Below are 24,293 nucleotides of genomic sequence, written 5' to 3' on the forward strand. Positions count from 1 at the left end.
GAGACTAAGGGCGGCCACCGACAAGGCGGATGGGCGGTGCGGCTTCCCCCGGGGCTACCACCAGTAGGTGGGGGAGGCGCGGCCGGTCGCCCGGGAGCCCGCGACACCGGCGGCCACCAGCAGGGCGCAGGCGAGCGCGAGGAGGCCGAGGAAGCTCCACAGCGGCGGGTCCTGGAGGGCGACGATCACGGCGGTGGCGGCGGCCGGCGAGTGGGGCGTACGGGCCAGCATCATCACGCCGAGGGCGAGGCCGCCGGCGACCGCCGCGCCCCAGGGGCCCGGCCCGGCGGCGGCGAGTGGGGGTCCCCCAGGCCGCGGGGCCTAGGGGGAGAATCCGGTGAGGACGGACAGCAGTTGGCCGCCGACGACCGAACGGGGCTGGGAGAGCGGCAGGTCGGGCGCTCCGGCGACCAGGGCCATGCTGGCGGCGAGCGGGGGGATCAGCAGCGGCTGGTGGACCAGCGCCCCGGCGGCGACGACGGCGAGGAGTGCGGCGACGCTGCCGGCCGAGGCGGTCAGCAGCGTACGGGCGCGGGGTCTGGCCGGTGCGGCGGAGGCGGTCACCGCCGCCGCGCCGGGCTGGTCGCGGGGTCGGTGGGGCCGGCCGCGACGCGGTCCGCGGTCATGTCAGGCTCCTTCGGTGAGGGGCGGGTTGGCCGGTGAGCAGGAGGGCGCGGACCAGCGCAGGGGGCTGGCTCCTGGCGTCTCCACGCTCTGCTGGATCTCGAAGCGGGTGGTCCGGCCTTCGGGGGTGAAGGCGGTGCGGGCCGTTCCGGTGAGCTGGAGGGTGGTGCCGGTGGACCAGTCGAGGAAGAGGAGCCCGGCGCGGCCGTCGGCCTCCAGGTTTCCCAGGGTCAGGAACATGGCGTTGCCGGGGTAGTCGGGCCAGCTGAGTGTGGTGGGCGTGTCGACCCTGAGGAAGCCGGGGTTGCCGCCGCGGTGGCCGGCGTCGACGCCGTCGGGAGCGACCGTGGCGATGAAGAACGTGTCGGCGGCGCGGACGAACCGTTCCTGGTCGGGGGTGAGAGGTCCGCCGCGCCGGGCGACACCCGGGCGGGATTGCCGGTCGGGCTCGTACAGCTCGCGTTTCTGGAGGTACTTGGGGCAGTTGGAGAAGACCTGCTCGGCGGTGACGACGACCCCGCGTGCGCTGGGGCGGGCGGTGCCGTTGAGCCGCATGCGGCGGCGGGTGCGGGGATCGAGGGCGAGGGTGCCGACGGGGGCCTCGCCCGTGAAGGTGCCGGCCAGCGGGTCCCCGGCCGGGAGGGGGCCCGCGACCGAGATGGTGCCGGGCCCTGTGGCCCGTACGAAACCGGGGTCGCCGGTGGCGAGCGAGCTCCACACCCGGCCCTCGGGGTCCGCCGCGCCGAGCACCAGCATGGGCTGGAGCTCCAGGAAGGCGGCGGCGACGGGACGGATGCCGGGACCGATGGAGCGGCCTACGTGGTCGGCGAGCTCACGGACGCCGACGCGGGTCTGTACGGCGCGGGAGCCGGGGTTGTACGGGTCCATGGGGCCTCCGGGGAGAGCGCGGGCGGAGAGGCGGGGCTAGAAGAAGCCGCAGGTGGGGGCCGCGGACGAGGGGGCTTCCGCGGTCTCGGCGCCGGTCGGGGCGTAGATCTCCAGTCGGGTGCCGTCCGGGTCGTGGAAGAAGATCCCGCCCGAGGCGGATCCTTCGCGGTGGGCGACGACGCCCTCGTGGGCGAAGGTGGCGCCGAGCTCCTTGAGCCGGGTCTCCGCCGCCCTGACCCGCTCGATCGAGACGGCCTCGAAGGCGAGGTGGTGCAGCCCGGCGAGGCCGGGGGCGTACGAGCCGTCCGCCTGCTGCCAGAGGGTGAGGGTCAGCCGGCCGTCCTGGCCGAGGAAGACGTACCGCTGCCCTTCCTCCTTGCCCTCGGCGAGGACGTCGAGGGCAAGGACGTCGCGGTAGAAGGCGAGCGACCGCTCGATGTCCGTGACATTGATGCCGATGTGGCCGGTGCGCAGGGTGGTGCTCGCGGTCATGACGATTCCCCTCGATGCTTGCCTAACCTCTGTAAATGACTTTAGGGGTTAGTCATGGCAGGCGTCAACCGGTCACGTACCCTTGAGGGGTTAGCAGCGGGGGCGAGAGAGAAGAGGTACCGGCGATGCCCGGATCCGACCCGCGGCCGCTCATCGGGGAGCCGGTCTCGCTCGACCTGCTCAACACCCGCTGGAACCACGAGGGCGTCCGCGAGGACCTGCTCACGGACACCGACGGCCTCGCCGTCTGGCTGGCGTCGAACGGGCTCGACGGCCGCTTCACCGCCGACGCGACGACCCTGCGCCATCTGCTCACCGCGCGCGACGCCCTGGGCGCCGTGGTCGACAGCCCCGGCGCCCCGCAGGCCACGGCCCTGGTCGACGCGGTGCTGGGACACGGCCGGATCCGCGCCACGCTGACCGCCCAGGGGCCAGGCGAGGAGGCGGAGTTCGCCTCGGACACCTGGGGGCCGGCCTGGACGGCCGCCCGGAACTACCTCGACCTGCTGCGCGCCGCGCCCGACCGGATCCGGGCATGTGCCCACGAGGCGTGCATCCTGCACTTCTTCGACACCTCACGGAACGGCACCCGGCGCTGGTGCTCGATGGCCGCGTGCGGCAACCGCGCGAAGGCGTCGCGGCACTACGCCCGTACAAAGGACAACTAACTCGGGGTAAGTCCCGTTCGCTCTGTACGCGTTACGGGTGGTTTGGCCTTCATGGCGCATGTCCAGCGGTGGCGGATGTGCGCCAAAGCCGTATCCCGCCCCTCGACAACTCTCCACAAACCCCTGTCCCTTGCGAAAGAGTCTGCGGTCATCCGGCACCGAAATCCGGACCCTCTCTTTCACATACAGGGATGTAAATGACCACCCCCGAATCCCAGAGCTCCATATCCGGGCGCTCGACGCCCGGGCACAGACGCGCGGCCCGCATCGCCGCCGCGGCCGGTCTGGTCACCGCGCTGGTCGCGGCCGGCGCCGCGCCGGTCTTCGCCGTCGAGGCCCCGGCCGGCTCGACCCCGCCCGTGAAGGCCGCCGACGCCGCCGACAAGCTCGGCGCGACCGACGCCCAGCGGCTCGCCGAGGCCGAGGCCAAGGGCCAGCAGACGGTCACCGTCCTGATCGCCACCGCGCCCGGCGCGACCGAGCAGGTCGCCGGCCAGCTCGACGCCCTCAAGGGCGCGGCGGTCGGCAAGACCGACGACAAGCTCGGCTACGTGCGGGCCACGCTCCCCACCGCCAAGGCCGACGCGGCCATCAAGGCGGCCACCAAGCTCTCCTCCGTCCAGGCGGTCGACCTCCAGGCGGAGATCAAGCTGGACGACCCGCGCCCCGACGCCGGCACCGCGGGTGCCGCGGGCGGCGCCACCGCGGGCACCTACCCGGCCCCGGGCAAGGGCACCCCGGCGAAGAACCCGTACAACCCGGCCTTCGAGACCGGTGCGGTCGACTTCGTCAAGAAGAACCCGAAGGCCGACGGCCGTGGTGTGACCATCGGCATCCTCGACTCGGGTGTGGACCTCGGCCACCCGTCGCTGCAGAAGACCACCACCGGCGAGCGCAAGATCGTCGACTGGGTCACCGCCACCGACCCGCTGACCGAGGGCGACGCCACCTGGCGTGCGCAGATCACCACGGTCGACGGCCCGGTGTTCACCTCGGCCGAGCAGTCCTGGAAGGCGCCCGCCGGCTCCTTCAAGTTCAGCCGCTTCACCGAGAAGATCACCCAGGGCGGCGACCCGGCCGGTGACATCAACCGGGACGGCGACACCACCGACGTCTTCGGCATGCTCTACGACGCCGCCGCCGGCACCGTCCGCGTGGACACCGACCAGAACAACGACTTCACGGACAACGAGCCGATGAAGCCGTACAAGGACGGCTTCCAGATCGGCTGGTTCGGCACGGACGACCCGGCCACCCCGGTCGCCGAGAAGATCCCCTTCGTCGTCGAGATCCGCAAGGACGTCCCGATGGACGCCGCGGGCCCCGACTGGGAGGGCAAGAAGGCCGACTTCGTCAACGTCGGTCTCGTGGAGTCCTCGCACGGCACCCACGTCGCCGGCATCACCGCCGCCCACAGCCTCTTCGGCGGCAAGATGAACGGCGCGGCGCCCGGCGCGAAGATCGTCTCCTCGCGCGCGTGCACCTGGACCGGCGGCTGCACCAACACCGCCCTCATGGAGGGCATGACCGACCTCGTCGTCAACCGCGGCGTCGACATCGTCAACATGTCGATCGGCGGCCTGCCCGCGCAGAACGACGGCGACAACGTCCGCGCCCGCCTCTACACCCGGCTGATCGACGAGCACGGCGTCCAGCTGGTGATCTCGGCCGGCAACGAAGGCCCCGGCATCAACACGATCGGCGACCCGGCCCTGGCCGACAAGGTCATCTCGGTCGGCGCGGCCATCTCCAAGGAGACCTGGGCCGCCAACTACGGCTCTGCCGTCAAGAAGAAGTACGCCATGTTCCCCTTCTCCTCGCGCGGTCCGCGTGAGGACGGCGGCTTCACCCCGACGATCAGCGCCCCCGGTTCGGCCGTGAACACCATCCCGACCTGGCAGGCGGGCTCCGGCGTCGCCGAGGCCGGCTACACGCTGCCCGCCGGTTACGGCATGCTCAACGGCACGTCGATGTCCTCGCCGCAGGCCGCCGGCGCCTCCGCGCTGCTGCTGTCCGCCGCGAAGCAGAAGAAGGTCGAGCTCTCCCCGCTGACCCTGCGCACCGCGCTCACCAGCACCGCGAAGAAGATCTCCGGTGTCGCCGCGCACGAGCAGGGCTCGGGTCTGATCGACATCAACAAGGCCTGGGCGTCCATCCAGGCCGGTGCCACCGCGCACGCCTACAAGGTCGAGGCGCCGGTCGACACCGCGATCTTCCCGGCGCCGCACACCGGCACCGGTGTCTACGACCGCGAGGGCGGTCTGAAGACGGGCCAGAAGAAGACGTACAACGTCACCGTCACCCGCACCTCCGGCCCGAGTTACGGCGTCCGCCACAACCTCAGCTGGAAGTACAACGACGGCACCTTCAAGGCCGCCACCGCGTACGACTACATCACCCTGCCGCTGAACAAGCCGGTGACCGTCAAGGTCGAGGCGAAGGCGAAGACGGCCGGGGTGCACAGCGCGATCCTCCAGCTGGACGACGAGAGCACCGAGGGCGTCGACAAGCAGATCCTGTCGACCGTCGTGGTCTCCAAGCCGCTGGCCAAGCCCGCGTACGGCTTCTCCGCGGCCTCCTCGGTCCAGCGCAACAGCCACACGTCGTACTTCGTGACCGTGCCCCAGGGCGCCAAGTCGCTGGAGATCGGCCTGGGCGGGCTGAAGGGCCTGAGCCAGACCCGGTTCATCGCCAACCACCCGTACGGCGTGGCGATCGAGGACACCGCGAGCAACCGCTGCTACCCGAACTACCTCGGCGGCAACGGCTGCCGTCCGGACCTGCGGTCGTACACCGACCCGACCCCGGGCGTCTGGGAGATCGTCGTCGAGTCCCGGCGCACCTCGCCGGAGCTGGACAACCCGTTCAAGCTGGACGTGACGGTGCTCGGCGCCTCCTTCGACCCGGCCACGCAGACCGTGCCCGAGGCGAAGGTCGGTACCCCGGCCGCCGTCGAGTGGAAGGTCACCAACGGCTTCGCCGCCATCGACGGCAAGCTGAAGGGCGGCTCGCTGGGCTCCGCGAAGGTCGAGACCCCGACCATCAAGCACCACGAGCAGCAGACCCGTACGGTCACCATCGGTGAGGGTGTCGAGCGGCTCGACGTCGCCATCGGCAACACCTCCGACAAGGCCGCCGACCTGGACCTCACGGTCTACCGTGGCGCGACCCGGGTGGGTCAGTCCGCGGACGGCGACTCGGAGGAGTCGGTCTCCCTGGTCAACCCGGCCGCCGGTACGTACACGATCGTCGTCGACGGCTACGCGGTCCAGGCGGCCGAGGGCACCACGTTCGACTACAAGGACGTGTACTACTCCACCGCGCTCGGCACCGTGAAGGTCGACGAGTCCAAGGCGGTGACGCTGGCGAACGGCGCGAGCGCCCAGGCCGGCGCCGAGATCGTCGTCGCCGGTGCCGCGCCCGAGGGCCGGCAGTTCTTCGGCGAGGTCCAGCTGCTGAACGCCCGCGGCACCGTCGCGGGCACCGGCAGCGTCGTGATCGGCAAGGTCACGCCGTAGCATCACGGAACACCAAGGGGGGCGGGCGCCGGAACCGGCGCCCGCCCCTTCCGCGTCCCGGCAGGTGTCCGGCCCTCGGACAATGGATTGGACAAGCCGGGCGTGGACATACGCATCATGGAGCAGCAGCACACTGCACGTACGTACGGAGGAGTCCCCGTGAAGGTCGGAATCGTCGGAGCCACCGGTCAGGTCGGCACAGTCATGCGCAAGATCCTGACCGAGCGGGACTTTCCGGTCACTGAGCTGCGGCTCTTCGCCTCCGCCCGCTCAGCCGGCACGGTGCTGGACGGGGTGACGGTCGAGGACGCCGCCACCGCCGACTACACCGGCCTGGACATCGTGCTCTTCTCCGCCGGTGGCGCCACTTCCAAGGCGCTCGCCGAGAAGGTCGCCTCCCAGGGCGCCGTGGTGATCGACAACTCCTCCGCCTGGCGCCGTGACCCCGAGGTCCCGCTGGTCGTCTCCGAGGTGAACCCGCACGCGGTCAAGGACCGCCCCAAGGGGATCATCGCCAACCCGAACTGCACCACCATGGCCGCCATGCCGGTCCTCAAGCCGCTCCACCAGGAGGCCGGCCTGACCGCCCTGGTCGCCACCACCTACCAGGCCGTCTCCGGCTCGGGCGTGGCGGGCGTGGCGGAGCTGCGCACCCAGGCGTGCGCGGTGGCCGAGCAGGCCGACCAGCTGGCGTTCGACGGCGAGGCCGTGGAGTTCCCCGAGCCCGCCGTCTACAAGCGCCCCATCGCCTTCAACGTCGTCCCGCTCGCCGGCTCGATCGTCGACGACGGCACCTTCGAGACCGACGAGGAGCAGAAGCTCCGCAACGAGTCCCGCAAGATCCTGGAGATCCCGGAGCTCAAGGTCTCCGGCACCTGCGTCCGGGTCCCGGTCTTCTCCGGCCACTCCCTCCAGGTCAACGCCCGCTTCGACCGCCCGATCAGCGTGGAGCGCGCCTACGAGCTGCTGAAGGACGCCGAGGGGGTCGAGCTCTCCGAGATCCCGACCCCGCTCCAGGCGGCCGGCAAGGACGCCTCCTATGTGGGCCGTATCCGGGTCGACGAGACCGTGGAGAACGGTCTGGCACTGTTCCTGTCCAACGACAACCTCCGCAAGGGCGCGGCGCTGAACGCCGTGCAGATCGCGGAGCTGGTGGCCCAGGAGCTCAAGGGCGCCTGACCTCGAAGAGGAAGCAGCCGTGCTCGACGGCCCTGACATGGACCAGGGCCACCTCCGGGTCGGCGAAGGCTTCCGCGAAGGCCTGATCGAACCCCTCGTCGGCCGCCTCCGGGATCTCCAGGAGGCGGCCGCCGACGATTCTGCCCTCGCTGTCGTAGCGGCGGACCGTCCGCAGCGCGCCGGGACGTGAGAAGGGGTACGCCGTCGCCTCGCGCGGGCCCCCGCACTCCTCGGCGTGGACGAAGACCGGGCCCTGCTCGTCGTACGCGCCCGGCCGGGCCCACCGCTCGGCCGCCCAGCGGCGCAGCGGGGCGTAGGAGACCAGCGCGATACGCTCCCCGGCCCGGGAGCGCCGCAGGCAGCAGCGCAGGGGCGCCCCGCCCTCGGTGTCCTCGTACGGCGCGCAGGGCAGCCCGGCGTCGTCGGTGACGCGCAGCTGGGCGAGGGCGGCCGGGGGGATGGACCGGACGGTGTACGTGGTCGTACGGGGGGCCGTCTGCGGCGTCGTCGGGTGCGATGTCATGGCTCCACCGTTCCGCGCGGGCGCGGGGAGGCGCTGGCGGAATTCGGACAACGCGTTCTGCCGCGGGTCGGCAGCGACCGGCCTTGGAATTGTGCCGTGCGTCGCCAATGACCGGCGTGGAAGGATGGCGCCAAACGTCACGAACCGAGGAGATGACCGGGTGCCTGGCACAAACCTGACCCGTGAAGAGGCGCAAGCGCGGGCGCGGCTGCTGACGGTGGACGCGTACGAGATCGACCTGGATCTGACCGGCGCGCAGGAGGGCGGCACCTACCGGTCCGTCACCACCGTCCGCTTCGATTCCGCCCAGGGCAAGGCGGAGACCTTCATCGACCTGGTGGCCCCCGCGGTGCACGAGGTCGTGCTGAACGGGCACGCACTCGACGTGGCCGCGGTCTTCCGGGACTCCCGGATCGCCCTGCCCCATCTGCGTGAGGGCCGCAACGAGCTCAAGGTCGTCGCGGACTGCGCGTACACGAACACCGGTGAGGGTCTGCACCGCTTCGTCGACCCGGTCGACGACCAGGCCTACCTGTACACCCAGTTCGAGGTGCCGGACGCGCGCCGGGTCTTCGCCTGCTTCGAGCAGCCGGACCTGAAGGCGACGTTCCAGTTCACCGTGAAGGCGCCGGCCGGCTGGACGGTGATCTCGAACTCGCCGACGCCCCAGCCCAAGGACGACCTCTGGGTCTTCGAGCCGACCCCGCGGATCTCCACGTACATCACGGCGCTGATCGTGGGCCCGTACCACTCGGTGCACAGCTCGTACGAGAAGGACGGGCAGAGCGTGCCGCTGGGCATCTACTGCCGTCCGTCGCTGGCCGAGTTCCTGGACGCGGACCACATCTTCGAGGTCACCCGGCAGGGCTTCGACTGGTTCCAGGAGAAGTTCGCCTACGACTACCCCTTCGCCAAGTACGACCAGCTGTTCGTGCCGGAGTTCAACGCGGGCGCGATGGAGAACGCGGGCGCGGTGACCATCCGCGACCAGTACGTCTTCCGGTCGAAGGTGACGGACGCGGCGTACGAGCGGCGGGCCGAGACCATCCTCCACGAGCTCGCCCACATGTGGTTCGGCGACCTCGTCACCATGGAGTGGTGGAACGACCTGTGGCTGAACGAGTCGTTCGCCACCTTCACCTCGGTCGCCTGCCAGGCCTCGGCGCCGGGCTCGCGCTGGCCGAACGCCTGGACCACCTTCGCCAACTCGGAGAAGACCTGGGCCTACCGCCAGGACCAGCTGCCCTCCACGCACCCGATCATGGCCGAGATCAACGACCTGGAGGACGTGCAGGTCAACTTCGACGGCATCACGTACGCCAAGGGTGCCAGCGTGCTCAAGCAGCTGGTCGCGTACGTCGGCGAGGACGAGTTCTTCAAGGGTGTGCAGGCGTACTTCAAGCGTCACGCGTTCGGCAACACGCGGCTGCCGGACCTGCTCGGCGCGCTGGAGGAGACCTCCGGCCGGGATCTGAAGAGCTGGTCGAAGGCGTGGCTGGAAACCGCCGGTATCAACATCCTGCGCCCGGAGATCGAGACGGACGCCGAGGGCGTCATCACCGCCTTCGCGGTGCGCCAGGAGGCCCCGGCGCTGCCGGCCGGCGCCAAGGGTGAGGCGACGCTGCGTCCGCACCGGATCGCGATCGGTCTGTACGAGCTCCAGGCGGGCAAGCTGGTCCGTACGGAGCGGATCGAGCTGGACGTGGCGGCCGCCGAGCTGACCGACGTGCCGCAGCTGGCCGGCACGGCCCGGCCGGCGGTCGTGCTGCTCAACGACGACGACCTGTCGTACGCCAAGGTGCGGCTCGACGAGGAGTCGCTGCGCAATGTCACCGCGCATCTCGGGGACTTCACCGAGTCGCTGCCGCGCGCGCTGTGCTGGGCCTCGGCCTGGGACATGACCCGCGACGGCGAGCTGGCCACCCGGGACTACGTGGAGCTGGTGCTCTCCGGCATCACCAAGGAGTCCGACATCGGTGTGGTGCAGTCGCTGCACCGCCAGGTCAAGCTCGCCATCGACCTGTACGCGGACCCGGCGTGGCGGGCCACCGGCCTGGCGCGCTGGACGCAGGCGACGCTGGAGCAGCTGCGGGCGGCCGAGCCGGGCAGCGACCACCAGCTGGCGTGGGCACGGGCGTTCGCGGCGACGGCCCGTACGGACGGCGAGCTCGACCTGCTGGAGGGGCTGCTCGACGGCTCGCAGACCGTCGAGGGTCTGGCCGTCGACACCGAGCTGCGCTGGGCGTTCGTGGAGCGGCTCGCGGCGACGGGCCGGTTCGAGGAGGACCGGATCGCGGCCGAGCTGGAGCGCGACCGGACCGCCGCGGGTGAGCGGCATGCCGCCACCGCGCGTGCCGCCCGGCCGACGGAGGCCGCGAAGGCCGAGGCGTGGGCGTCGGTCGTGGACTCCGACAAGCTGGCGAACGCCGTGCAGGAGGCGGTGATCGCGGGCTTCGTCCAGACCGACCAGCGTGAGCTGCTCGCGCCGTACACGGCGAAGTACTTCGCGTCGATCAAGGACGTCGCGGCGACCCGCAGCCACGAGATCGTGCAGCAGATCGTGGTGGGGCTCTACCCCGCGCTCCAGGTGTCGCAGGAGACGCTGGACGCGACGGACGCGTGGATCGCCGAGCACGACCCGGTTCCGGCGCTGCGCCGGATGGTGACCGAGTCGCGCGCCGGTATCGAGCGCGCCCTGAAGGCGCAGGCGGTGGACGCCCGCGCGTAGTACGGGAGTCGAGCGTAGGAAGGCGCCCCGGACCAGCTGGTCCGGGGCGCCTTCGCGCATGCCGCGCGCCCATGGTCGAGATTGCGTCAAAAAGCAACTCGCCACGCCCATCCGCATCATGACCCGCTGTCAAGAAGTGTGCGCAGAACCGATAAGCTTCCCGGCCGTTGTCCTTTGATCTTTCGCTTTCGATCGTTTGAGGGTTCTGATGGTTCGAGAGGGATCGTCGCCCGGCAGTTCAGGGCCGACCTCACCCGTCATATGGGCGGTGCCCGCCGCCGTGACGGCGGCGGGCACCGTTCTCGCCGTGGCTCTGGTCTCCGCACCGGCCCGCACCCCGGTCGCCTGGCTCGGTGCCGTGGCCTTCGCCGCGGTCGCCCTGTCCTGCGCCGTGGCCCACCGGCGCGGCCGGCAGCTGGCCGAGCTCCGGGCCACGGTCGCCACCCAGCGGACGGCGCTGGAACGGCAGCAGGCCGAGACGGTACGGCTCGCCTCCGAGCTGCTGCCCGATGTCGTCGGACGGCTGCGCAAGGGCGAGTTCCCCGAGGACGTCCTCACCTCGCTGGAGGCCTCGGACGTCTACGAGCCTGGCCTCACCCCGGAGTTCAGGGCGGCTCACCTGGCGGTGCTCCGCTCCGTCGTCGACGCCGTCGTCGCCGAGGAGGACCTGCGCGACTCGGCCCAGCGGGCGTTCGTGAACATCGCCCGCCGCGTCCAGGCGATCGTCCACCAGCAGGCCCAGGAACTGCGCGGGATGGAGGACCGGCACGGCAAGGCACCGGAGGTCTTCGGCGACCTGCTCCGGCTGGACCACGGCACCGCCCTGATCGGCCGCCTCGCCGACTCCATCGCCGTCCTCGGCGGCGCCCGGCCGGGCCGCCAGTGGAGCAAGGCCGTACCGCTGTACAGCGTGCTGCGCGGTGCCATGTCACGGATCATCGACTACCAGCGGGTCGAGCTCCACTCGGTCTCCGAGGTCGCCGTCGTCGGCCCCGCCGTCGAGCCTCTCATCCACGCGCTCGCCGAGCTCCTGGACAACGCCACCCGCTACTCGCCGCCGCACACCAAGGTGCATCTGACCGCCGTCGACGTGAACTCGGGAATCGCCGTCGAGATCGAGGACGGCGGCGTGAGCATGAGCGAGGAGGCCCGCAAGCGGGCCGAGCGGATGCTCCAGCAGGCCCAGCGCGGCATCGACGTCAACGACCTGGGCGAGACGCCCCGGCTGGGCCTCGCGGTCGTCGGCCGCCTCTCGCAGGCGTACGACTTCCAGGTCTCGCTGCGCTCCTCGGCGTACGGCGGTGTACGGGCCGTCGTCGTCGTCCCGCAGCACCTGATCACCACCACCTCCGCCGCGACCGGCGTCGCCCACGGCATCGGCACCTCCTCCGGCCCCCGCGGGGCCCTGGAGCCCGCCGCGCGGCCCACCGGCTCCACCGCCGCGCCCTCCGCGGCCGCGGTCCCCGCCCCGGCCGTGCCGGCGGGCCCCATCGCGTCCGCCGCGACGGAAGTGACCGCGAACGGCCTCCCGCAGCGCCGTCGCAAGGCCCGCGCCACCGCGCCCGCGGCCACCACCCCCGGGGCCGCGGCCCCGGAGACCACCACCGACCAGCCCGAGACCACGCCCTCGACCGAACCAGGGCTGTGGCTGGCCGCCTTCCAGAGCGGCCTGTCGGGAGAGAACCAGAACGACAACGCCTCGTCGGCCTCGGCGAGCAAGGGGGAACAGCCGTGAGTCAGCAGCGGGCCGATATGGACTGGATGCTCAAGGATCTGGCCGAGGGTGTTCCGCAGACCCGTCATGTCATCGTGCTCTCCGCGGACGGCCTGCGGATGGCGCAGCACGGCACGGAGACCGACACCGCCGACCGGCTGGCCGCCGCCTGTGCCGGACTGCAGAGCCTCGCGGGCGCGGTCGCGGCCGAACTCCCGCACTCCCAGGGCCGGATGCGGCTCGTGGTGATCGAGATGGACGGCGGCTTCTTCTACCTGATGGCGGCCGGCGCCGGGGCGTATCTCGCGGTCCTCGCCGACGAGGGCGTCGACGCCGGTCTGATGGGACAGCGGATGCGGGACCTGGTGGCGCGGATCGGAGAGCACCTCAGCAGCCCGCCGCGCAGCGAGGGCCGGACCGCGTGAGCGATCCGGGCGGCGACTGGGAGGACGCGAGCCCCGAACGCCTCTATGTGATCACCGGCGGGCGCAGCGGCGCCTTAGGGCCGGCCACGCTCGACCTGGTCACGCTGATCGTGGCCAGGTCGGGGCCCAAGCCCGGCATGCAGCCGGAGCACGCGGCGATCATCAGGCTGTGCCAGGCACCGCTGTCGGTGGCCGAGATCTCCGCCTATCTCGGCCTCCCGGTGAGCGTGGTCACCGTCCTGCTCGACGATCTGCTCGCCGCCGACCTCGTCCTCTCGCGTGCTCCCGTCGCCCGCGCCCAACTCCCCGACCTGGCATTGATTGAGGCAGTGATCGATGGACTTCAGAAACTCTGAGCCTCCCTCCGGGCCGCGGCGCGAGGACGTGCTGCCGCAGACGGCGTCGGCCGCCGTGAAGGTGGTCGTCGTCGGAGGGTTCGGGGTCGGCAAGACGACCCTGGTCGGCTCGGTCAGCGAGATCCGCCCGCTGACCACCGAGGAGACAATGACCCAGGCCGGAGTCGGCGTCGACGACACCGCGGGCGTGGAGCGCAAGTCCTCCACGACCGTCGCCATGGACTTCGGCCGCATCAGCATCAACGACGAACTCGTCCTCTACCTCTTCGGGACCCCGGGCCAGCAGCGCTTCTGGTTCCTGTGGAACGGCCTGTTCGAGGGGGCGCTCGGCGCCGTCGTGCTGGTCGACACCCGCAGGCTGGAGGTCAGCTTCGAGGTCATCGACCGGCTGGAGGAGCGCGGCGTGCCGTTCGTGGTCGCCGTCAACTCCTTCCCGGACGCGCCCCAGTACCCACTGGAGGAGCTGCGCGGCGCCCTGGACCTGCCCGAGACCGTCCCGCTCGTGCAATGTGACGCCCGGCTCCGCGAATCCAGCCGGGACGTCCTGATGACGCTGATGCGCCATCTGTACTCCCTCGCCGTGACCCCGGAGGCATCGTGACCACTCCCCCGCCCCCGCCGGGCCCCACCCCACCACCGGGCTGCCCGGCCCACCGGCTCTACGGCCCCGAGGCCGAGGCGGACCCGGGAGCCCTGTACGAGAAGCTGCGCGCCGAGCACGGCGCGGTGGCGCCGGTCCTGGTCCAGGGCGACCTGCCGGCCTGGCTGGTCCTCGGCCACCGCGAGAACCTCGACGTGGCCCGGACGCCGTCGCGTTTCTCGCGGGACTCCCGTCGCTGGCGCGACATGCAGGAGGGGAAGGTTCCGCCGGACCATCCGCTCACGCCGATCGCCGCGTGGCAGCCGGTGTGCAACTTCCAGGACGGTGCCGAGCACGAGCGGCTGCGCGGCGCGGTCACCGAGTCGCTCGAACGGCTCGACCGGCGCGGGATCCGGCGCTATGTGACACGGTTCGCCAACCAGCTCATCGACGCCTTCGCCGACAGCGCGCGGGCCGACCTGGTCCGGGACTTCGCCGAACCGCTGCCGATGCTGGTGATGACCCAGCTGGTCGGGGCTCCGGAATCGTACGGCCCACGGCTGGTCGAGGCCGCCCGCGACATGATCAAGGGCACCGAGACGGCGGTGGCCAGCAACGCCTATGTGACCGAGGCGCTGGAGCAGCTGGTCGCGCGCAAGCGGGCCCAGCCCGGCCGCGACCTCACCTCCTGGCTCCTGGAGCACTCCACCTCTCTCACCGAGGCGGAGATCATCGAGCATCTGCGGCTGGTGCTCATCGCGGCCTTCTCCACTACGGCCAATCTGATCGCCAATGCCCTGCGGCTCGTGCTCACCGACCGCCGGTTCCGCGCGAGTCTCTCCGGCGGTCACATGACCCTGCCCGACGCGCTGGAGCAGGTGCTGTGGGACGAGCCGCCGCTGTCGGCCATCCTGGGCCGCTGGGCGACCGGCGACACCATGCTCGGCGGGCAGCGGATCAAGGAGGGTGACATGGTGCTGCTGGGGCTCGCGGCGGCCAACGTGGACCCGGAGATCCGCCCGGACCTGACCGTCCCGGTCCATGGCAACCGCTCCCACCTGGCCTTCAGCGGCGGTCCGCACGAGTGCCCCGGCCAGGACATCGGCCGGGCGATCGCGGACACCGGTATCGACGTCCTGCTGGCCCGCCTGCCCGACCTGGAGCTGGCCGTCCCGGAGGACGAACTGCGCTGGGACTCCTCGCTGATGTCACGTCAGCTGGTCGCCCTGCCCGTGGCGTTCACCCCCCGGGGCGCCACCGTGACCTCGGCCACCCCCCTTCCCGGGACCGGCGCGGCCCAGCCCCTGCCGGAGGCGGCGGCCGCGCCTGCTCCCGGCCCCCAGGACCGCTCGCCGGTCCGGGACTCGTGGTGGAGCCGGCTGGTGGGCCGCCGCTGAGGGGCCGCGCCGTCAGTCGTCGAGCTGCCGCCACCACCAGGCGATCGCCGGAACCGGCGGCGGCTCGGGGCTCGGGTCACTCGGCGTGTCCCGCCAGGTGATGTCGTACGAGGCCCCCTCCGCCGGCAGCGTGTTGCGGTTGCGCGGACTGGCGTACCGCGGGGCGAGGTTCTGCCACTCGATGCAGCCCGACACGTAGTGGGCGAGCGAGTCGAGATAGCGCGCGAGCTGTTCGTCGGCGCCCCGGGCGAGCTGCTCGCGCAGCCGGACGAAGAGGGTCATGGCCCGGTCCCGCAGCGCCACGGCGGGCACCAGCGCCTCCTTCGGCGTACAGCCGTGATGCCGGGCGACGACGTTGAGCAGGTTCTGCTCCCAGGGGTCCTGGTGATCCTCCTTGTTGTACGAGTAGAGGTCGTTGTCGCAGGAGACGATGAATCCGGCGGCGTCCGTCAGCGCCTGGACGGGCGCCGAGTACAGCACGTCGGCCGGTACATGGATGCCGTTGGCCGCGTCGCACCAGGTGAGGGTGAAGCGGGTGCCGTTGACCGACATGCGCATCGCGGAGAAGTCGTTGAGGGAGGGCATCACGCTGCGTTCGGCGTTGGAGGTCTGCCATCCCGCGCCGAACAGCCAGTCGCGGGTGCCCTCGCTGAACCTGCGCAGCTGGAACGGGGTCAGCATGGCTCGCGTACGGGTCACCAGGTCGTCCAGGGCCGCCGTCAGGGGCCCCGGGGGCAGCAGCCCGGAGCCGGGGGCCTCGATGGAGCGGACGAGCCGGGCGCTGTGGTCGGCGATGTCCGCGGTGCGGGTGGCCGTGGAGCCCGAGTCCTGCCAGTCGTCGACGGCGTTGGCCCAGTAGTTCCACTCGATGAAGAGCAGGACCGGCTCGATGTCGCCGTAGGGGATGATGCGGCTGGTGAAGTCGGCGCTATGGGTGGCGAGGCCCCAGGCCCGCTCGGTGGCGTCCGGGTAGATGCCGAAGGCGTCGATCCAGGCGACGGCGCGCTCTTCGAGCTCCGCGGCCTTGGCGTGGATCAGGCTTTCGTTGAACGGGCAGTAGAACGCCGGCAGTTCCCAGCCGATCCGGGAGGCCGGCGCGTCCTTGGCGTACACGGGCGGCATGGTCAGCTGCCCCCGCCGAGCCGGAAGAGCAGCAGCCGGGTCTCCAGCGCGTGGTCGCGCCAGATCCGGAAGAGCTTGCTGTGGGTGATGGTGGACTCCTGTAGCCGCTCGCGCGTCCAGGCGGCGGCGTCGCCGGTGCCTTCGATGCGGTCCAGTTCGGCGGTGTTCCAGGCCATGGACTGGATCCAGAACTCGGCGACCCGGTCGGTGACGTCCTCGTCCTGCTCCAGGTGGAAGCCGGCCGCCTCGGCTGCGGTGATGTACTCGGTGAGGGTGCCGAGCCGGGTCTTGTAGTAGCCGTCGATGAACTCGGTCCACTCGGGGCGGCAGATGAAGTGTTCCTGGATGCCGAACCAGCCGCCCGGCTTCAGCGCGCCCGCGACGACCTCGAAGAGCCGCTCGCGGTCCATGTAGCCGGAGCTCTCGTTGGCGTACGCGGCGTCGTACTTGCGCTTGCTGCGGAAGTCGTGGAAGTCGCCGAGGACGGGCGTGACACGGTTGCCGACGCCGGCCTGGCGGGCGAAGTCCTCGATGAGCGGGATGTGTTCGCCGGTGACCGTGATGCCGGTGACCTTGGCGCCGTGTTCCTGCGCCCAGTAGAGCGAGCCGCCGCCCACGCCGCAGCCGATGTCGAGCAGCCGTTTGGGGGGTGTGGCGTACGCGCCCCAGGTGCGGGCGGCGTGGTCGACGATCGCCTCCTGGGACTCGATTATGCGGCGCTTGATCACGCCTTGGGTGACAGTGGTGTTGGGGCGGGCTCCGGGATCGAAGAGGCCCATGTGGAAGTGGACCCGTGGTCCTGGCCCGTACTTGTGGAGGATGTCGGCCGTCTTACGCGTGTAGTAGCGCGGCACGGCGGCGTCGTCGTAGTCCATCGTTCTCCGGTCCTCCGGTGATGCGTGGGGCTGGTGATCAGCCGCCCCACCATGCCCATAAGTGACCGAAAAAACTCCTCAATCACTTTGATCTTGAGCATAGTGAGATCCAAAATGACCACAATCACCGCGAGTTGACGCTGGATTCACGCCTGGGTACGGCGAAGGGGCACCCTCCCCCACGGAGGTGCCCCTTCGCGTTCAGGTCCGCCCGGCGGGCGGGCGGCGGCGCGCTGCCGCCGGCCGGGCGGAAACCGGTGGGCCGTTCAGCCGTTGAGCTCGTCGAAGCGGCGGCGCAGCGCTGCCGCGCCCTCCTCCGTGAGCGTGCCGTGCAGCCGCATCCGGGCCACACCGCCGTCGGGGAAGGCGTCGAGGCGTACATGGGTCACGACGGCCTGCGCGGGCAGCTTGAAGCGGTGCGGGGTGTCGGGCTGGAGCCGGGTGCGCGGGATGATCTCGAACCACTCGCCCGTGTCCCCGTTGCGCCCCTGGAGGGCGATCCAGCCGGCCGAGTTGCCCTTGAGGTACGCGGTGTCGATCTCGACGGCCCGTACGGCGCCCTGGGCGGCGAGCCGGAAGCGTACCCAGTCGTTGGTGCCCCGGACCCGGCGGCGGCGGTTCTCCCAGCCGTCGTCCATCTTGCGGGAGGTGCCGGGCAGGATGATCTGGGTCGGCGAGGAGTAGAACTTGTCCGACGCGTCCTCGTACACCCCGCCGTTGAGTACGGAGATCAGGTCGAGGGTGCCGAGCAGCTCAAGCCACTCGGGGTCGGGCACGACCTCGCCGTGGACCCGCAGCCGCGCGATGCCGCCGTCGGGGTGCTGGCAGACCCGTACGTGGGTGAAACGGTGCTCGGCGTCGATCTCGAAGCCGTTGGCCGCGTGGCCGCGTACGGGGGTGGGCGGGACGAGCTCCTCCCACTTCACGTCGTCGGCGAGCAGCTGCTCGGGGCTGGGCGAACCTTCGACGGCCGCGGCCTGGATGGACACCCGCTGGGGGTAGTTGCCGCGGAAGTGGGCGGTGTCGACGACGATGCCGCGGATGACGCCGGGGGCGCCGAGGCGGACGATCGCCCAGTCGTGGTCCTCGGGGGCGGGGAAGACGTTCTCCGCGTCGGCGCCCCGGCGGCGGCGGGTCTCCCAGCCGTCCATGATCTTGCCCTTGTGCCCGAAGTGCTCCGGATCGAAGACGGCACGCTCGCGGACGAGGAGGTTCTCGCGCTCGGCGAAGAACTCGTCGTTGGCCGCGACGACACCGGCGCCGAGCCGGCGGTCGGCCAGGTCGACGAGCTCGGTGAAGGGGAAGTCACCGTGGCGGTAGTCGGCGTAGGGGTCGCCGCCTCCGTAGGGCGCGGCGTCGTTGGCGTGCGGGTCCTGGTCCAGTTTCGGGTCGAAGGTCATGCCCTGACTTTCGCGCCCCAGTCCCCGCGGGTCCATCGAATGTTTTCGATGAATATGTTCAGCAGGATTGAACGATGTCGGGGCTCAGACGGTTTCGCGGGCCGCCGCGGCCTGCCGTAGCGCCGCGAGGACGCGGGCGACGGCGGGCCCCTCCTCGGCGCCGCGCCGCACGGCCGCGACGACATGGCGGCGCGGCTGGTCGGCGGAGAGCACGCGCATGACGACGCCCGCGCGCCGCTCGGCGGACGCCATCCGGGGCACGAGCGCGATGCCCATCCCGGCCTCGACCATGGCGAGGATCGCGGTCCAGCCGGCGGCGCTGTGGGCCTGTTCCGGTACGAACCCGGCGGCTTCGCAGGCGGCGGTGGTGATCTCCGACCAGGGCCCGGAGCCGCCGAAGATCCACGGCTCGGCGGAGAGGTCGTGCAGCCGCAGGCCGGGGGCGTCGGCGAGGGGGTGCCCGGCGGGCAGGGCGACGTCGAGCGGGTCGGCGAGCAGCGGCACGCGCGCGTACTTGGGGTCGCGGGCGGAGGGGGCGTGCGCGGCGAGCGAGAGCGCCAGGTCGACCTCGCCGGCGGTGAGCAGTTCGTACGCCTCCGCCGCCTCGGCCTCGCGGACGCGGACGGCGAGCGAGGGGTGGGCGGCGCGGAGGTGCTGCACGGCGGGGACGACGAGCGCGGGCACCGCGGTCGAGAACGCGGCGAGGCGCACCTCGCCCGCCTCGCCCCGCAGGTATCCGGCCAGTTCGGCGTCGGCCCGCTCCAGCTGGGCGAAGACGGCCTCGGCGTGCCGCAGGACGAGATGCGCCGCGTCGGTGAGCCGGACCCGCCGGCCCTGGGCCTCCAGGAGCTGTACGCCCAGCTGCTTGGCGAGGTTGGTGAGTTGCTGGGAGACGGCCGAGGGGGTCATCAGGAGCGCCTCGGCGGTCGCGGTGACGGTGCCGCGGTCGCGCAGGGTGCGCAGGATCTGGAGTTTCTTGATGTCCCACTCGGTCATGGGGCGCAAACCTACCTCCGGCGGGCCGAGGCGAGCGCCACACCGCCGAGGATGAGCGCCATGCAGAGCACGCCCAGGGCGCCGAGGTCCTCGCCGAGGACGGCGTAGGAGAGCAGTGCCACACAGACGGGCTGGAGGTAGTAGACGACCCCGGCGCGGGCGGCGCCGATCAGGGCGACCGCCTTGTTCCAGGCGAAGAAGGCGACGGCGGAGGACAACACCCCGACGTAGACGAGGGGCGCGACGGTGCCGGGGGTGGGCTCGAAGCCGCCCTGGAGGGCGAGGCTGGCCGCGTACACGGGCAGCAGCATCAGCGCGCCGAGGGCGAAGGTGGCGAAGAGGAAGACCAGCCCGCCCAGTTCGGCCGGGCGGCGCTTGAGCAGGGCGCTGTACGAGGCGAAGCAGACCGCGGCCGCCATCACCCACAGGTCGCCGGGGGCGAGGTCGAGCGCGAGCGAGCCCTTGCCGACCAGCAGGAGTACCCCGGCGCAGGCGATCAGCATGCCGGTGACGCGGCGGGCGCCGAGCCGGGCGCCGCCGAGACGTTCGTACACCGCCATGAGCACCGGCGAGGCGGCCATGATCATGCCCATGTTGCCGGCGGAGGTGGAGAGGCCGGCCTGGTTGACGAGGGTGTTGTAGACGGTGACGCCCAGCAGCGCGGCCAGGGCGACGAAGCGGAAGTGACGGCGGATCACCTCGCGCCGGCGCCAGGTCTCGCGCAGTGCGAAGGGGGCGACGGCGACGAGGGCGACGATCCAGCGCCAGAAGGCGGCCTGGACCGGCGGGACGGAGTCGTGCAGGGCGCGGGCGGTGACGAAGCTGCCGGACCAGACGACCGTGGCGAGGGCCGCAAGCAGCAGACCGAGGCCGGCGCCCCGGCGCACGCGCCGGGGGGTGGTGGGCGCTGCGGTGCGGACGTGGTCCAGGAGTGCCACGGGCTTCCTCTCTGCCGGGTCGGGTGGTTCGTCCGGCCTACCGTCGCACCGCCACATCCTTCAGGTCCATCGAAACTTTATGATCAGTCTGTTCAGTTGAACTGAACGGTCGCGGTCGCGCGGGCCGCTGGCCGACGAGGGTGGCACCGAAGGCGATCGCCATGCCGAGCAGCTGTACGGGCGTGAGCACCTCGCCCAGCGCGGCCCAGCCGATGACGGCGGCGGTGATCGGCGAGAGCGGGCCGAGGAGGGTGACGGAGGTGGCGCTGAGCTGCCCGATCCCACGGAACCAGAGCCAGTAGGAGACCGCGGTGTTGCCGAAGGCGAGGTAGGCGTAGCCGAGCAGGGCGGTGGTGTCGAGCGCGGGCGGCGCCCCTTCGAGCAGGAAGGCGACCGGCGCGATGATCAGCCCGCCGGCGGTGAGCTGCCAGCCGGTCATCGCCAGCGCACCCACCCCTTCCGGGCGCCCCCACCGCTTGGTGAAGACCGTCCCGGCGGCCATGGAGGCGGCGGAGACCAGCGCGGCTGCCACGCCGACCGCGTCGAGCGCTCCGGTCGCCTTCAGCACGACCAGGCTGACGCCGAGCGCGGCCGCGACCGCGGCGAGCAGCCCCCGGACGGTCGGCTTCTCCCCCAGGAACAGGGCGGCGAGCCCGATGACGAAGAGCGGCCCGACGGAGCCGAAGACCGCCGCGAGGCCACCGGGCAGCCGGTAGGCGGCGAGGAAGAGCAGCGGGAAGAACGCGCCGATGTTGAGGGCGCCGAGCGCCGCCGCCTTGCCCCACCAGGCGCCCCGGGGCAGCTTGCTGGTGAGTGCGAGCAGCAGCAGCCCGGCGGGCAGGGCCCGCATCAGCGCGGTGAAGAGGGGCCGGTCGGGCGGCAGGAACTCGGTGGTGACGAAGTAGGTGGAGCCCCAGGAGACCGGGGCGAGTGCGGTGAGCGCGACGGTTGTGGCCTTGCGGGACATGGACGGGTCCCCCCTGCGAGGTTGGCTTGGCGGTAAGTAGCTTAGCGCTAAGCCATTTATATGCAAGAGGCTTCCTCGTAAGTGGCTCGCTTCTGAGTTACTTTCTCGGCAGCGACTTTCGCACCCCGGAGCTGCTGATCACCGTAAGGAGACCGCCGACATGGAGAGTCCCGAGACTTCCGACGAGACTTCCGGCATGGAGACCGGGCCCACCGCCCGCGACGCCGTCGACGCCATCACCGACCAATGGGCCGTCGTACGCCCCGACCTCGACACGCTCCCGATGGCGGTCTTCGGCCGGATCTACCGTCTGGCCGTGGCCATGCGCGGCCGGGTCGACAAGGCGTACGCACCGTACGGCGGGATGTCCCTCGGGGAGTTCGACGTGCTGGCGACGCTGCGCCGCTCCGGCGAGCCGTACACGCTCTCGCCGCGCGAGCTGACCGCGACGCTGATGATCACCACGGGTGGGATGACGGGCCGGCTCGACAAGCTGGAGAAGGCGGGGCTGCTCAGCCGCAGCCCCGACCCGAACGACCGGCGCGGCCTGCGGGTGACGCTCAGCGAGCGGGGCCGCGAACTGGTGGACGAGGCCGTGGCGGCCGGGCTCGCCCAGCAGCGGGCGGCCCTGGAGGCGGCGCTGGATCCGCAGGAGCGGGAGCAGCTCGCGACGCTGCTGCGGAAGCTGCTGGCGACGACCGTGGTGTGACGCGAAAAACAAGACGCGAAAAACAAGGCGCCGCGAGTCGCGGCGCCTTGTCGGGAAGTGTGCGGGGACCCCTGGGGGTCCCGCCGCATTCAGCTCTTGGTGACCCGGTCCTTGGACTTGTCGAGCACCATCACCAGGCCGGCGATCACGAGGAACAGGACGATCGGCGCGGCGACGTACCAGCCGAGCGTCGCGGCCACGCTCAGGCCCGGACCCGGGTCGTCGCCGTCGTCGCGGGTGAGCGCGAGCGCGGGGGACGACATGAGCAGCATCATCAGCGTCGTACCGGCCGCGACAGCACCGGCGCGCAGGGTGTTCTTCTTGTCCACGGTGCAAACGTAGCGAACGGCTAGACGGGCCGCGCGTCCGGGGGTGCCGTACGGGCCCGGAGGGTGTCCAGCAGGGCACGCGCGCGCGGTGAGGCGGCGAGCTCTTCGAGGGTGACGGGGCGGCCTTCGGCGTCGGCGACGGGGAGCCGCCAGTTCGGGTACTGGTCCCAGGTGCCGGGCAGGTTCTGGGGGCGCCGGTCTCCGACGGCGTCGGGCAGCCACAGGCCGGTGAGCAGCGCGGGGGTGCGCAGCAGGTAGCGGTATACGGCCTGGATGGCGGCCTCCTCGCCGTCGAGGGGGCGGCCGGCGCCGCCGGGGCCCGGCTCGGCGAGGCGGGCCAGCCATTGGGCGGTGTCGGCGGCGTCCTCGGCCCGCTCCTGGTCCAGGGGGCGGGTCAGCAGGCCGAGGCGGTGGCGGAGGGTGACGTGGTCGCCGGTGAGCCGGGCGGCGGTGGACGGCAGGTCGTGGGTGGTGGCGGTGGCGACGCAGTCCTCACGCCAGCGTTCCGGCGGCAGCGGCAGGCCGTCGCCGGCCCAGTCGCGTTCGAACCAGAGCACGGAGGTGCCGAGGATTCCGCGCCGCCGCAGCGCCTCGCGGACCCCTGGTTCGACGGTGCCGAGGTCTTCGCCGATGACGACGGCGCCCGCGCGGTGGGCCTCCAGGACGAGGACGGCCAGCATGGCGTCGGCGTCGTGGCGGACGTAGGAGCCGTCGGCGGGCTCATGGCCGGCGGGCACCCACCAGAGCCGGAAGAGTCCCATGACGTGGTCGATGCGCAGGGCGCCCGCGTGCCGCAGCAGGCCTTGGAGCAGGCCGCGGTAGGGGGCGTAGCCGGAGGCGGCCAGCGCGTCGGGGCGCCAGGGCGGCAGACCCCAGTCCTGGCCACGCGCGTTGAAGGCGTCGGGCGGGGCGCCGACGGACATCCCGGCGGCGTAGGCGTCGGGCCGGGCCCACGCGTCGGCGCCGTCGGGGTGCACGCCGACGGCGAGGTCGTGGACGATCCCGACCCGCATCCCGGCGTCGCGCGCGGCCCGGGCGGCCGCCGCGAGCTGCTGGTCCGTGAGCCAGGCGAGCCAGCTGTGGAAGGCGATGCGGTCGGCGAGCTCCACGCGCGCGTGGGCGGTGGCGGCGGAGCGGGGGTCGCGCAGCGCCTCGGGCCAGGTGTGCGGCGCGGAGCCGTACTGCTCGGCGAGTGCGCACCAGGTGGCGTGGTCGGCCAGGGGCTGTCCTTGCCGGGTGAGGAAGTCCTCGTAGGCGGCCTGGCGTCCGGGGCCGAGCGGGACGGTCCGTACGAGTTCCAGGGCGCGCCGTTTCAGGGCCCATACGGCGTCCCGGTCGATCAACGCGCCCTTGCGCAGCACCCCTTCGCGGAGCTCGGCGGCGTCGGCGAGGACGGCGTCGAGCTCGGCCCGGTGGTGCGGGGCGGCGTAGGCGTATTCGTCGATGTCCTCGATCCGCAGGTGGACGGGGTCGGGGAAGCGGCGGGAGGAGGGGCGGTAGGGGGACGGGTCGGTGGGGGTGCCGGGGACGGCGGCGTGGAGGGGGTTGACCTGGACGAAGTCGGCGCCGTGGGCGCGGCCCGCCCAGTCGGCGAGTTCCCTGAGGTCCCCGAGGTCGCCCATGCCCCAGGAGCGGGCGGAGAGCAGCGAGTAGAGCTGTACGAGGAACCCGTAGCCGCGTCCGGCGGGCCGGGGGGTGGCCGGCGGGGCCACGATCAGCGCGGCCGTGGCCTCCCGACCGTCGGGGGCCCGCACGTCGAGGCGGTGCACACCAAGACCCGGCCAAGCGCCGGACGGGCCCTCCGGAAGGCGCCAGAGCGCGGACTCCGTGCCGTCCTCGGGGGTCCGTCCATCGAGGCGGTGCAC

At 71.9% G+C, this 24,293-nt stretch carries 21 protein-coding genes and 1 pseudogene; 10 read left to right on the forward strand and 12 right to left on the reverse strand.

Features of this window, described 5'->3' with window-relative positions; all coding sequences use genetic code 11:
- Nucleotides 1-54: 54 nt before the first annotated feature.
- The 3 genes and pseudogenes from IEZ01_RS28305 to IEZ01_RS28315 all read right to left on the reverse strand — a co-directional run bounded on the left by IEZ01_RS28305 (nucleotide 55) and on the right by IEZ01_RS28315 (nucleotide 2,004).
- A pseudogene (locus tag IEZ01_RS28305) lies at nucleotides 55-564 on the reverse strand (HPP family protein).
- Between the two features lie 63 nt (nucleotides 565-627).
- On the reverse strand, nucleotides 628-1,512 hold the full coding sequence (locus tag IEZ01_RS28310; protein ID WP_189204476.1) for a pyridoxamine 5'-phosphate oxidase family protein: 885 nt from the start codon (nucleotides 1,510-1,512) through the stop codon (nucleotides 628-630).
- 36 nt (nucleotides 1,513-1,548) lie between these two features.
- On the reverse strand, nucleotides 1,549-2,004 hold the full coding sequence (locus IEZ01_RS28315) for a VOC family protein (RefSeq protein WP_189204478.1): 456 nt from the start codon (nucleotides 2,002-2,004) through the stop codon (nucleotides 1,549-1,551).
- A gap of 125 nt (nucleotides 2,005-2,129) precedes the next feature.
- Between IEZ01_RS28315 and IEZ01_RS28320 the strand changes: the two genes are divergently transcribed.
- The 3 genes from IEZ01_RS28320 (at nucleotide 2,130) to IEZ01_RS28330 (ending at nucleotide 7,369) form a co-directional block, all read left to right on the forward strand.
- A complete protein-coding gene (locus tag IEZ01_RS28320) occupies nucleotides 2,130-2,672 on the forward strand; it encodes a CGNR zinc finger domain-containing protein (RefSeq protein ID WP_019886318.1) in 543 nt (180 codons plus the stop codon).
- A 197-nt stretch (nucleotides 2,673-2,869) separates the two neighbouring features.
- Entirely contained in the window at nucleotides 2,870-6,190 is a 3,321-nt protein-coding gene (locus tag IEZ01_RS28325; protein ID WP_019886319.1) for a S8 family serine peptidase, read from the forward strand.
- 159 nt (nucleotides 6,191-6,349) lie between these two features.
- A complete protein-coding gene (locus IEZ01_RS28330; RefSeq protein ID WP_019886321.1) occupies nucleotides 6,350-7,369 on the forward strand; it encodes an aspartate-semialdehyde dehydrogenase in 1,020 nt (339 codons plus the stop codon).
- On the opposite strand, the gene IEZ01_RS28335 is transcribed toward IEZ01_RS28330, so the two are convergent.
- On the reverse strand, nucleotides 7,356-7,892 hold the full coding sequence (locus IEZ01_RS28335; RefSeq protein ID WP_189204480.1) for a DUF1203 domain-containing protein: 537 nt from the start codon (nucleotides 7,890-7,892) through the stop codon (nucleotides 7,356-7,358). The genes IEZ01_RS28330 and IEZ01_RS28335 overlap by 14 nt on opposite strands.
- A 160-nt stretch (nucleotides 7,893-8,052) precedes the next feature.
- Here IEZ01_RS28335 and pepN point away from each other — a divergent pair, with 160 nt between their 5' ends.
- The 6 genes from pepN to IEZ01_RS28365 all read left to right on the forward strand — a co-directional run bounded on the left by pepN (nucleotide 8,053) and on the right by IEZ01_RS28365 (nucleotide 15,092).
- Nucleotides 8,053-10,620 carry an aminopeptidase N gene (pepN, locus tag IEZ01_RS28340; protein ID WP_189204482.1) on the forward strand — a complete coding sequence of 856 codons (2,568 nt, stop codon included), beginning with the start codon at nucleotides 8,053-8,055 and terminating at the stop codon, nucleotides 10,618-10,620.
- Nucleotides 10,621-10,828: 208 nt separating this feature from the next.
- Nucleotides 10,829-12,355, forward strand: coding sequence for a sensor histidine kinase (locus tag IEZ01_RS28345; protein ID WP_040875127.1), 1,527 nt, complete (start codon nucleotides 10,829-10,831; stop codon nucleotides 12,353-12,355).
- Nucleotides 12,356-12,372: 17 nt separating this feature from the next.
- Nucleotides 12,373-12,759, forward strand: a complete 387-nt coding sequence (locus IEZ01_RS28350) for a roadblock/LC7 domain-containing protein (protein WP_019886327.1) — start codon at nucleotides 12,373-12,375, stop codon at nucleotides 12,757-12,759.
- Complete coding sequence (locus tag IEZ01_RS28355; protein WP_019886329.1) at nucleotides 12,756-13,115, forward strand: DUF742 domain-containing protein; 360 nt, start codon at nucleotides 12,756-12,758, stop codon at nucleotides 13,113-13,115. The genes IEZ01_RS28350 and IEZ01_RS28355 overlap by 4 nt, the downstream gene beginning before the upstream one ends.
- Nucleotides 13,096-13,716, forward strand: a complete 621-nt coding sequence (locus IEZ01_RS28360) for a GTP-binding protein (protein WP_028797531.1) — start codon at nucleotides 13,096-13,098, stop codon at nucleotides 13,714-13,716. The genes IEZ01_RS28355 and IEZ01_RS28360 overlap by 20 nt, the downstream gene beginning before the upstream one ends.
- Nucleotides 13,713-15,092, forward strand: coding sequence for a cytochrome P450 (locus IEZ01_RS28365; RefSeq protein WP_019886332.1), 1,380 nt, complete (start codon nucleotides 13,713-13,715; stop codon nucleotides 15,090-15,092). Before IEZ01_RS28360 ends, IEZ01_RS28365 begins: the two co-directional genes overlap by 4 nt.
- A 12-nt stretch (nucleotides 15,093-15,104) precedes the next feature.
- Here IEZ01_RS28365 and IEZ01_RS28370 read toward each other — a convergent pair whose 3' ends face one another.
- The 6 genes from IEZ01_RS28370 to IEZ01_RS28395 all read right to left on the reverse strand — a co-directional run bounded on the left by IEZ01_RS28370 (nucleotide 15,105) and on the right by IEZ01_RS28395 (nucleotide 21,390).
- The gene (locus IEZ01_RS28370) at nucleotides 15,105-16,214 is read right to left on the reverse strand and encodes a terpene synthase family protein (RefSeq protein ID WP_189204484.1); all 1,110 of its coding nucleotides are present in this window, start codon (nucleotides 16,212-16,214) and stop codon (nucleotides 15,105-15,107) included.
- Nucleotides 16,215-16,216: 2 nt separating this feature from the next.
- Nucleotides 16,217-17,089 carry an SAM-dependent methyltransferase gene (locus IEZ01_RS28375; RefSeq protein ID WP_189204486.1) on the reverse strand — a complete coding sequence of 291 codons (873 nt, stop codon included), beginning with the start codon at nucleotides 17,087-17,089 and terminating at the stop codon, nucleotides 16,217-16,219.
- Between the two features lie 266 nt (nucleotides 17,090-17,355).
- Nucleotides 17,356-18,489, reverse strand: coding sequence for an allantoicase (gene alc, locus IEZ01_RS28380; protein ID WP_019886336.1), 1,134 nt, complete (start codon nucleotides 18,487-18,489; stop codon nucleotides 17,356-17,358).
- 84 nt (nucleotides 18,490-18,573) lie between these two features.
- Nucleotides 18,574-19,485, reverse strand: a complete 912-nt coding sequence (locus tag IEZ01_RS28385) for a LysR family transcriptional regulator (protein WP_019886337.1) — start codon at nucleotides 19,483-19,485, stop codon at nucleotides 18,574-18,576.
- Nucleotides 19,486-19,496: 11 nt separating this feature from the next.
- Nucleotides 19,497-20,423 carry a DMT family transporter gene (locus IEZ01_RS28390; RefSeq protein ID WP_189204488.1) on the reverse strand — a complete coding sequence of 309 codons (927 nt, stop codon included), beginning with the start codon at nucleotides 20,421-20,423 and terminating at the stop codon, nucleotides 19,497-19,499.
- Between the two features lie 37 nt (nucleotides 20,424-20,460).
- Nucleotides 20,461-21,390, reverse strand: coding sequence for an EamA family transporter (locus IEZ01_RS28395; protein WP_189204490.1), 930 nt, complete (start codon nucleotides 21,388-21,390; stop codon nucleotides 20,461-20,463).
- A gap of 160 nt (nucleotides 21,391-21,550) precedes the next feature.
- Here IEZ01_RS28395 and IEZ01_RS28400 point away from each other — a divergent pair, with 160 nt between their 5' ends.
- Entirely contained in the window at nucleotides 21,551-22,099 is a 549-nt protein-coding gene (locus IEZ01_RS28400) for a MarR family winged helix-turn-helix transcriptional regulator (RefSeq protein WP_019886342.1), read from the forward strand.
- An 89-nt stretch (nucleotides 22,100-22,188) separates the two neighbouring features.
- Here the strand turns inward: IEZ01_RS28400 and IEZ01_RS28405 are convergent, their stop codons facing one another.
- Together IEZ01_RS28405 and malQ are read right to left on the reverse strand one after the other, a co-directional pair.
- Nucleotides 22,189-22,428, reverse strand: a complete 240-nt coding sequence (locus tag IEZ01_RS28405) for a hypothetical protein (protein WP_019886343.1) — start codon at nucleotides 22,426-22,428, stop codon at nucleotides 22,189-22,191.
- 20 nt (nucleotides 22,429-22,448) lie between these two features.
- Nucleotides 22,449-24,293, reverse strand: coding sequence for a 4-alpha-glucanotransferase (gene malQ, locus IEZ01_RS28410; protein WP_373287674.1), 1,845 nt, complete (start codon nucleotides 24,291-24,293; stop codon nucleotides 22,449-22,451).

Origin of the sequence: Streptomyces purpureus (assembly GCF_014648195.1) — a bacterium.
Classification (GTDB): domain Bacteria; phylum Actinomycetota; class Actinomycetes; order Streptomycetales; family Streptomycetaceae; genus Streptomyces; species Streptomyces purpureus.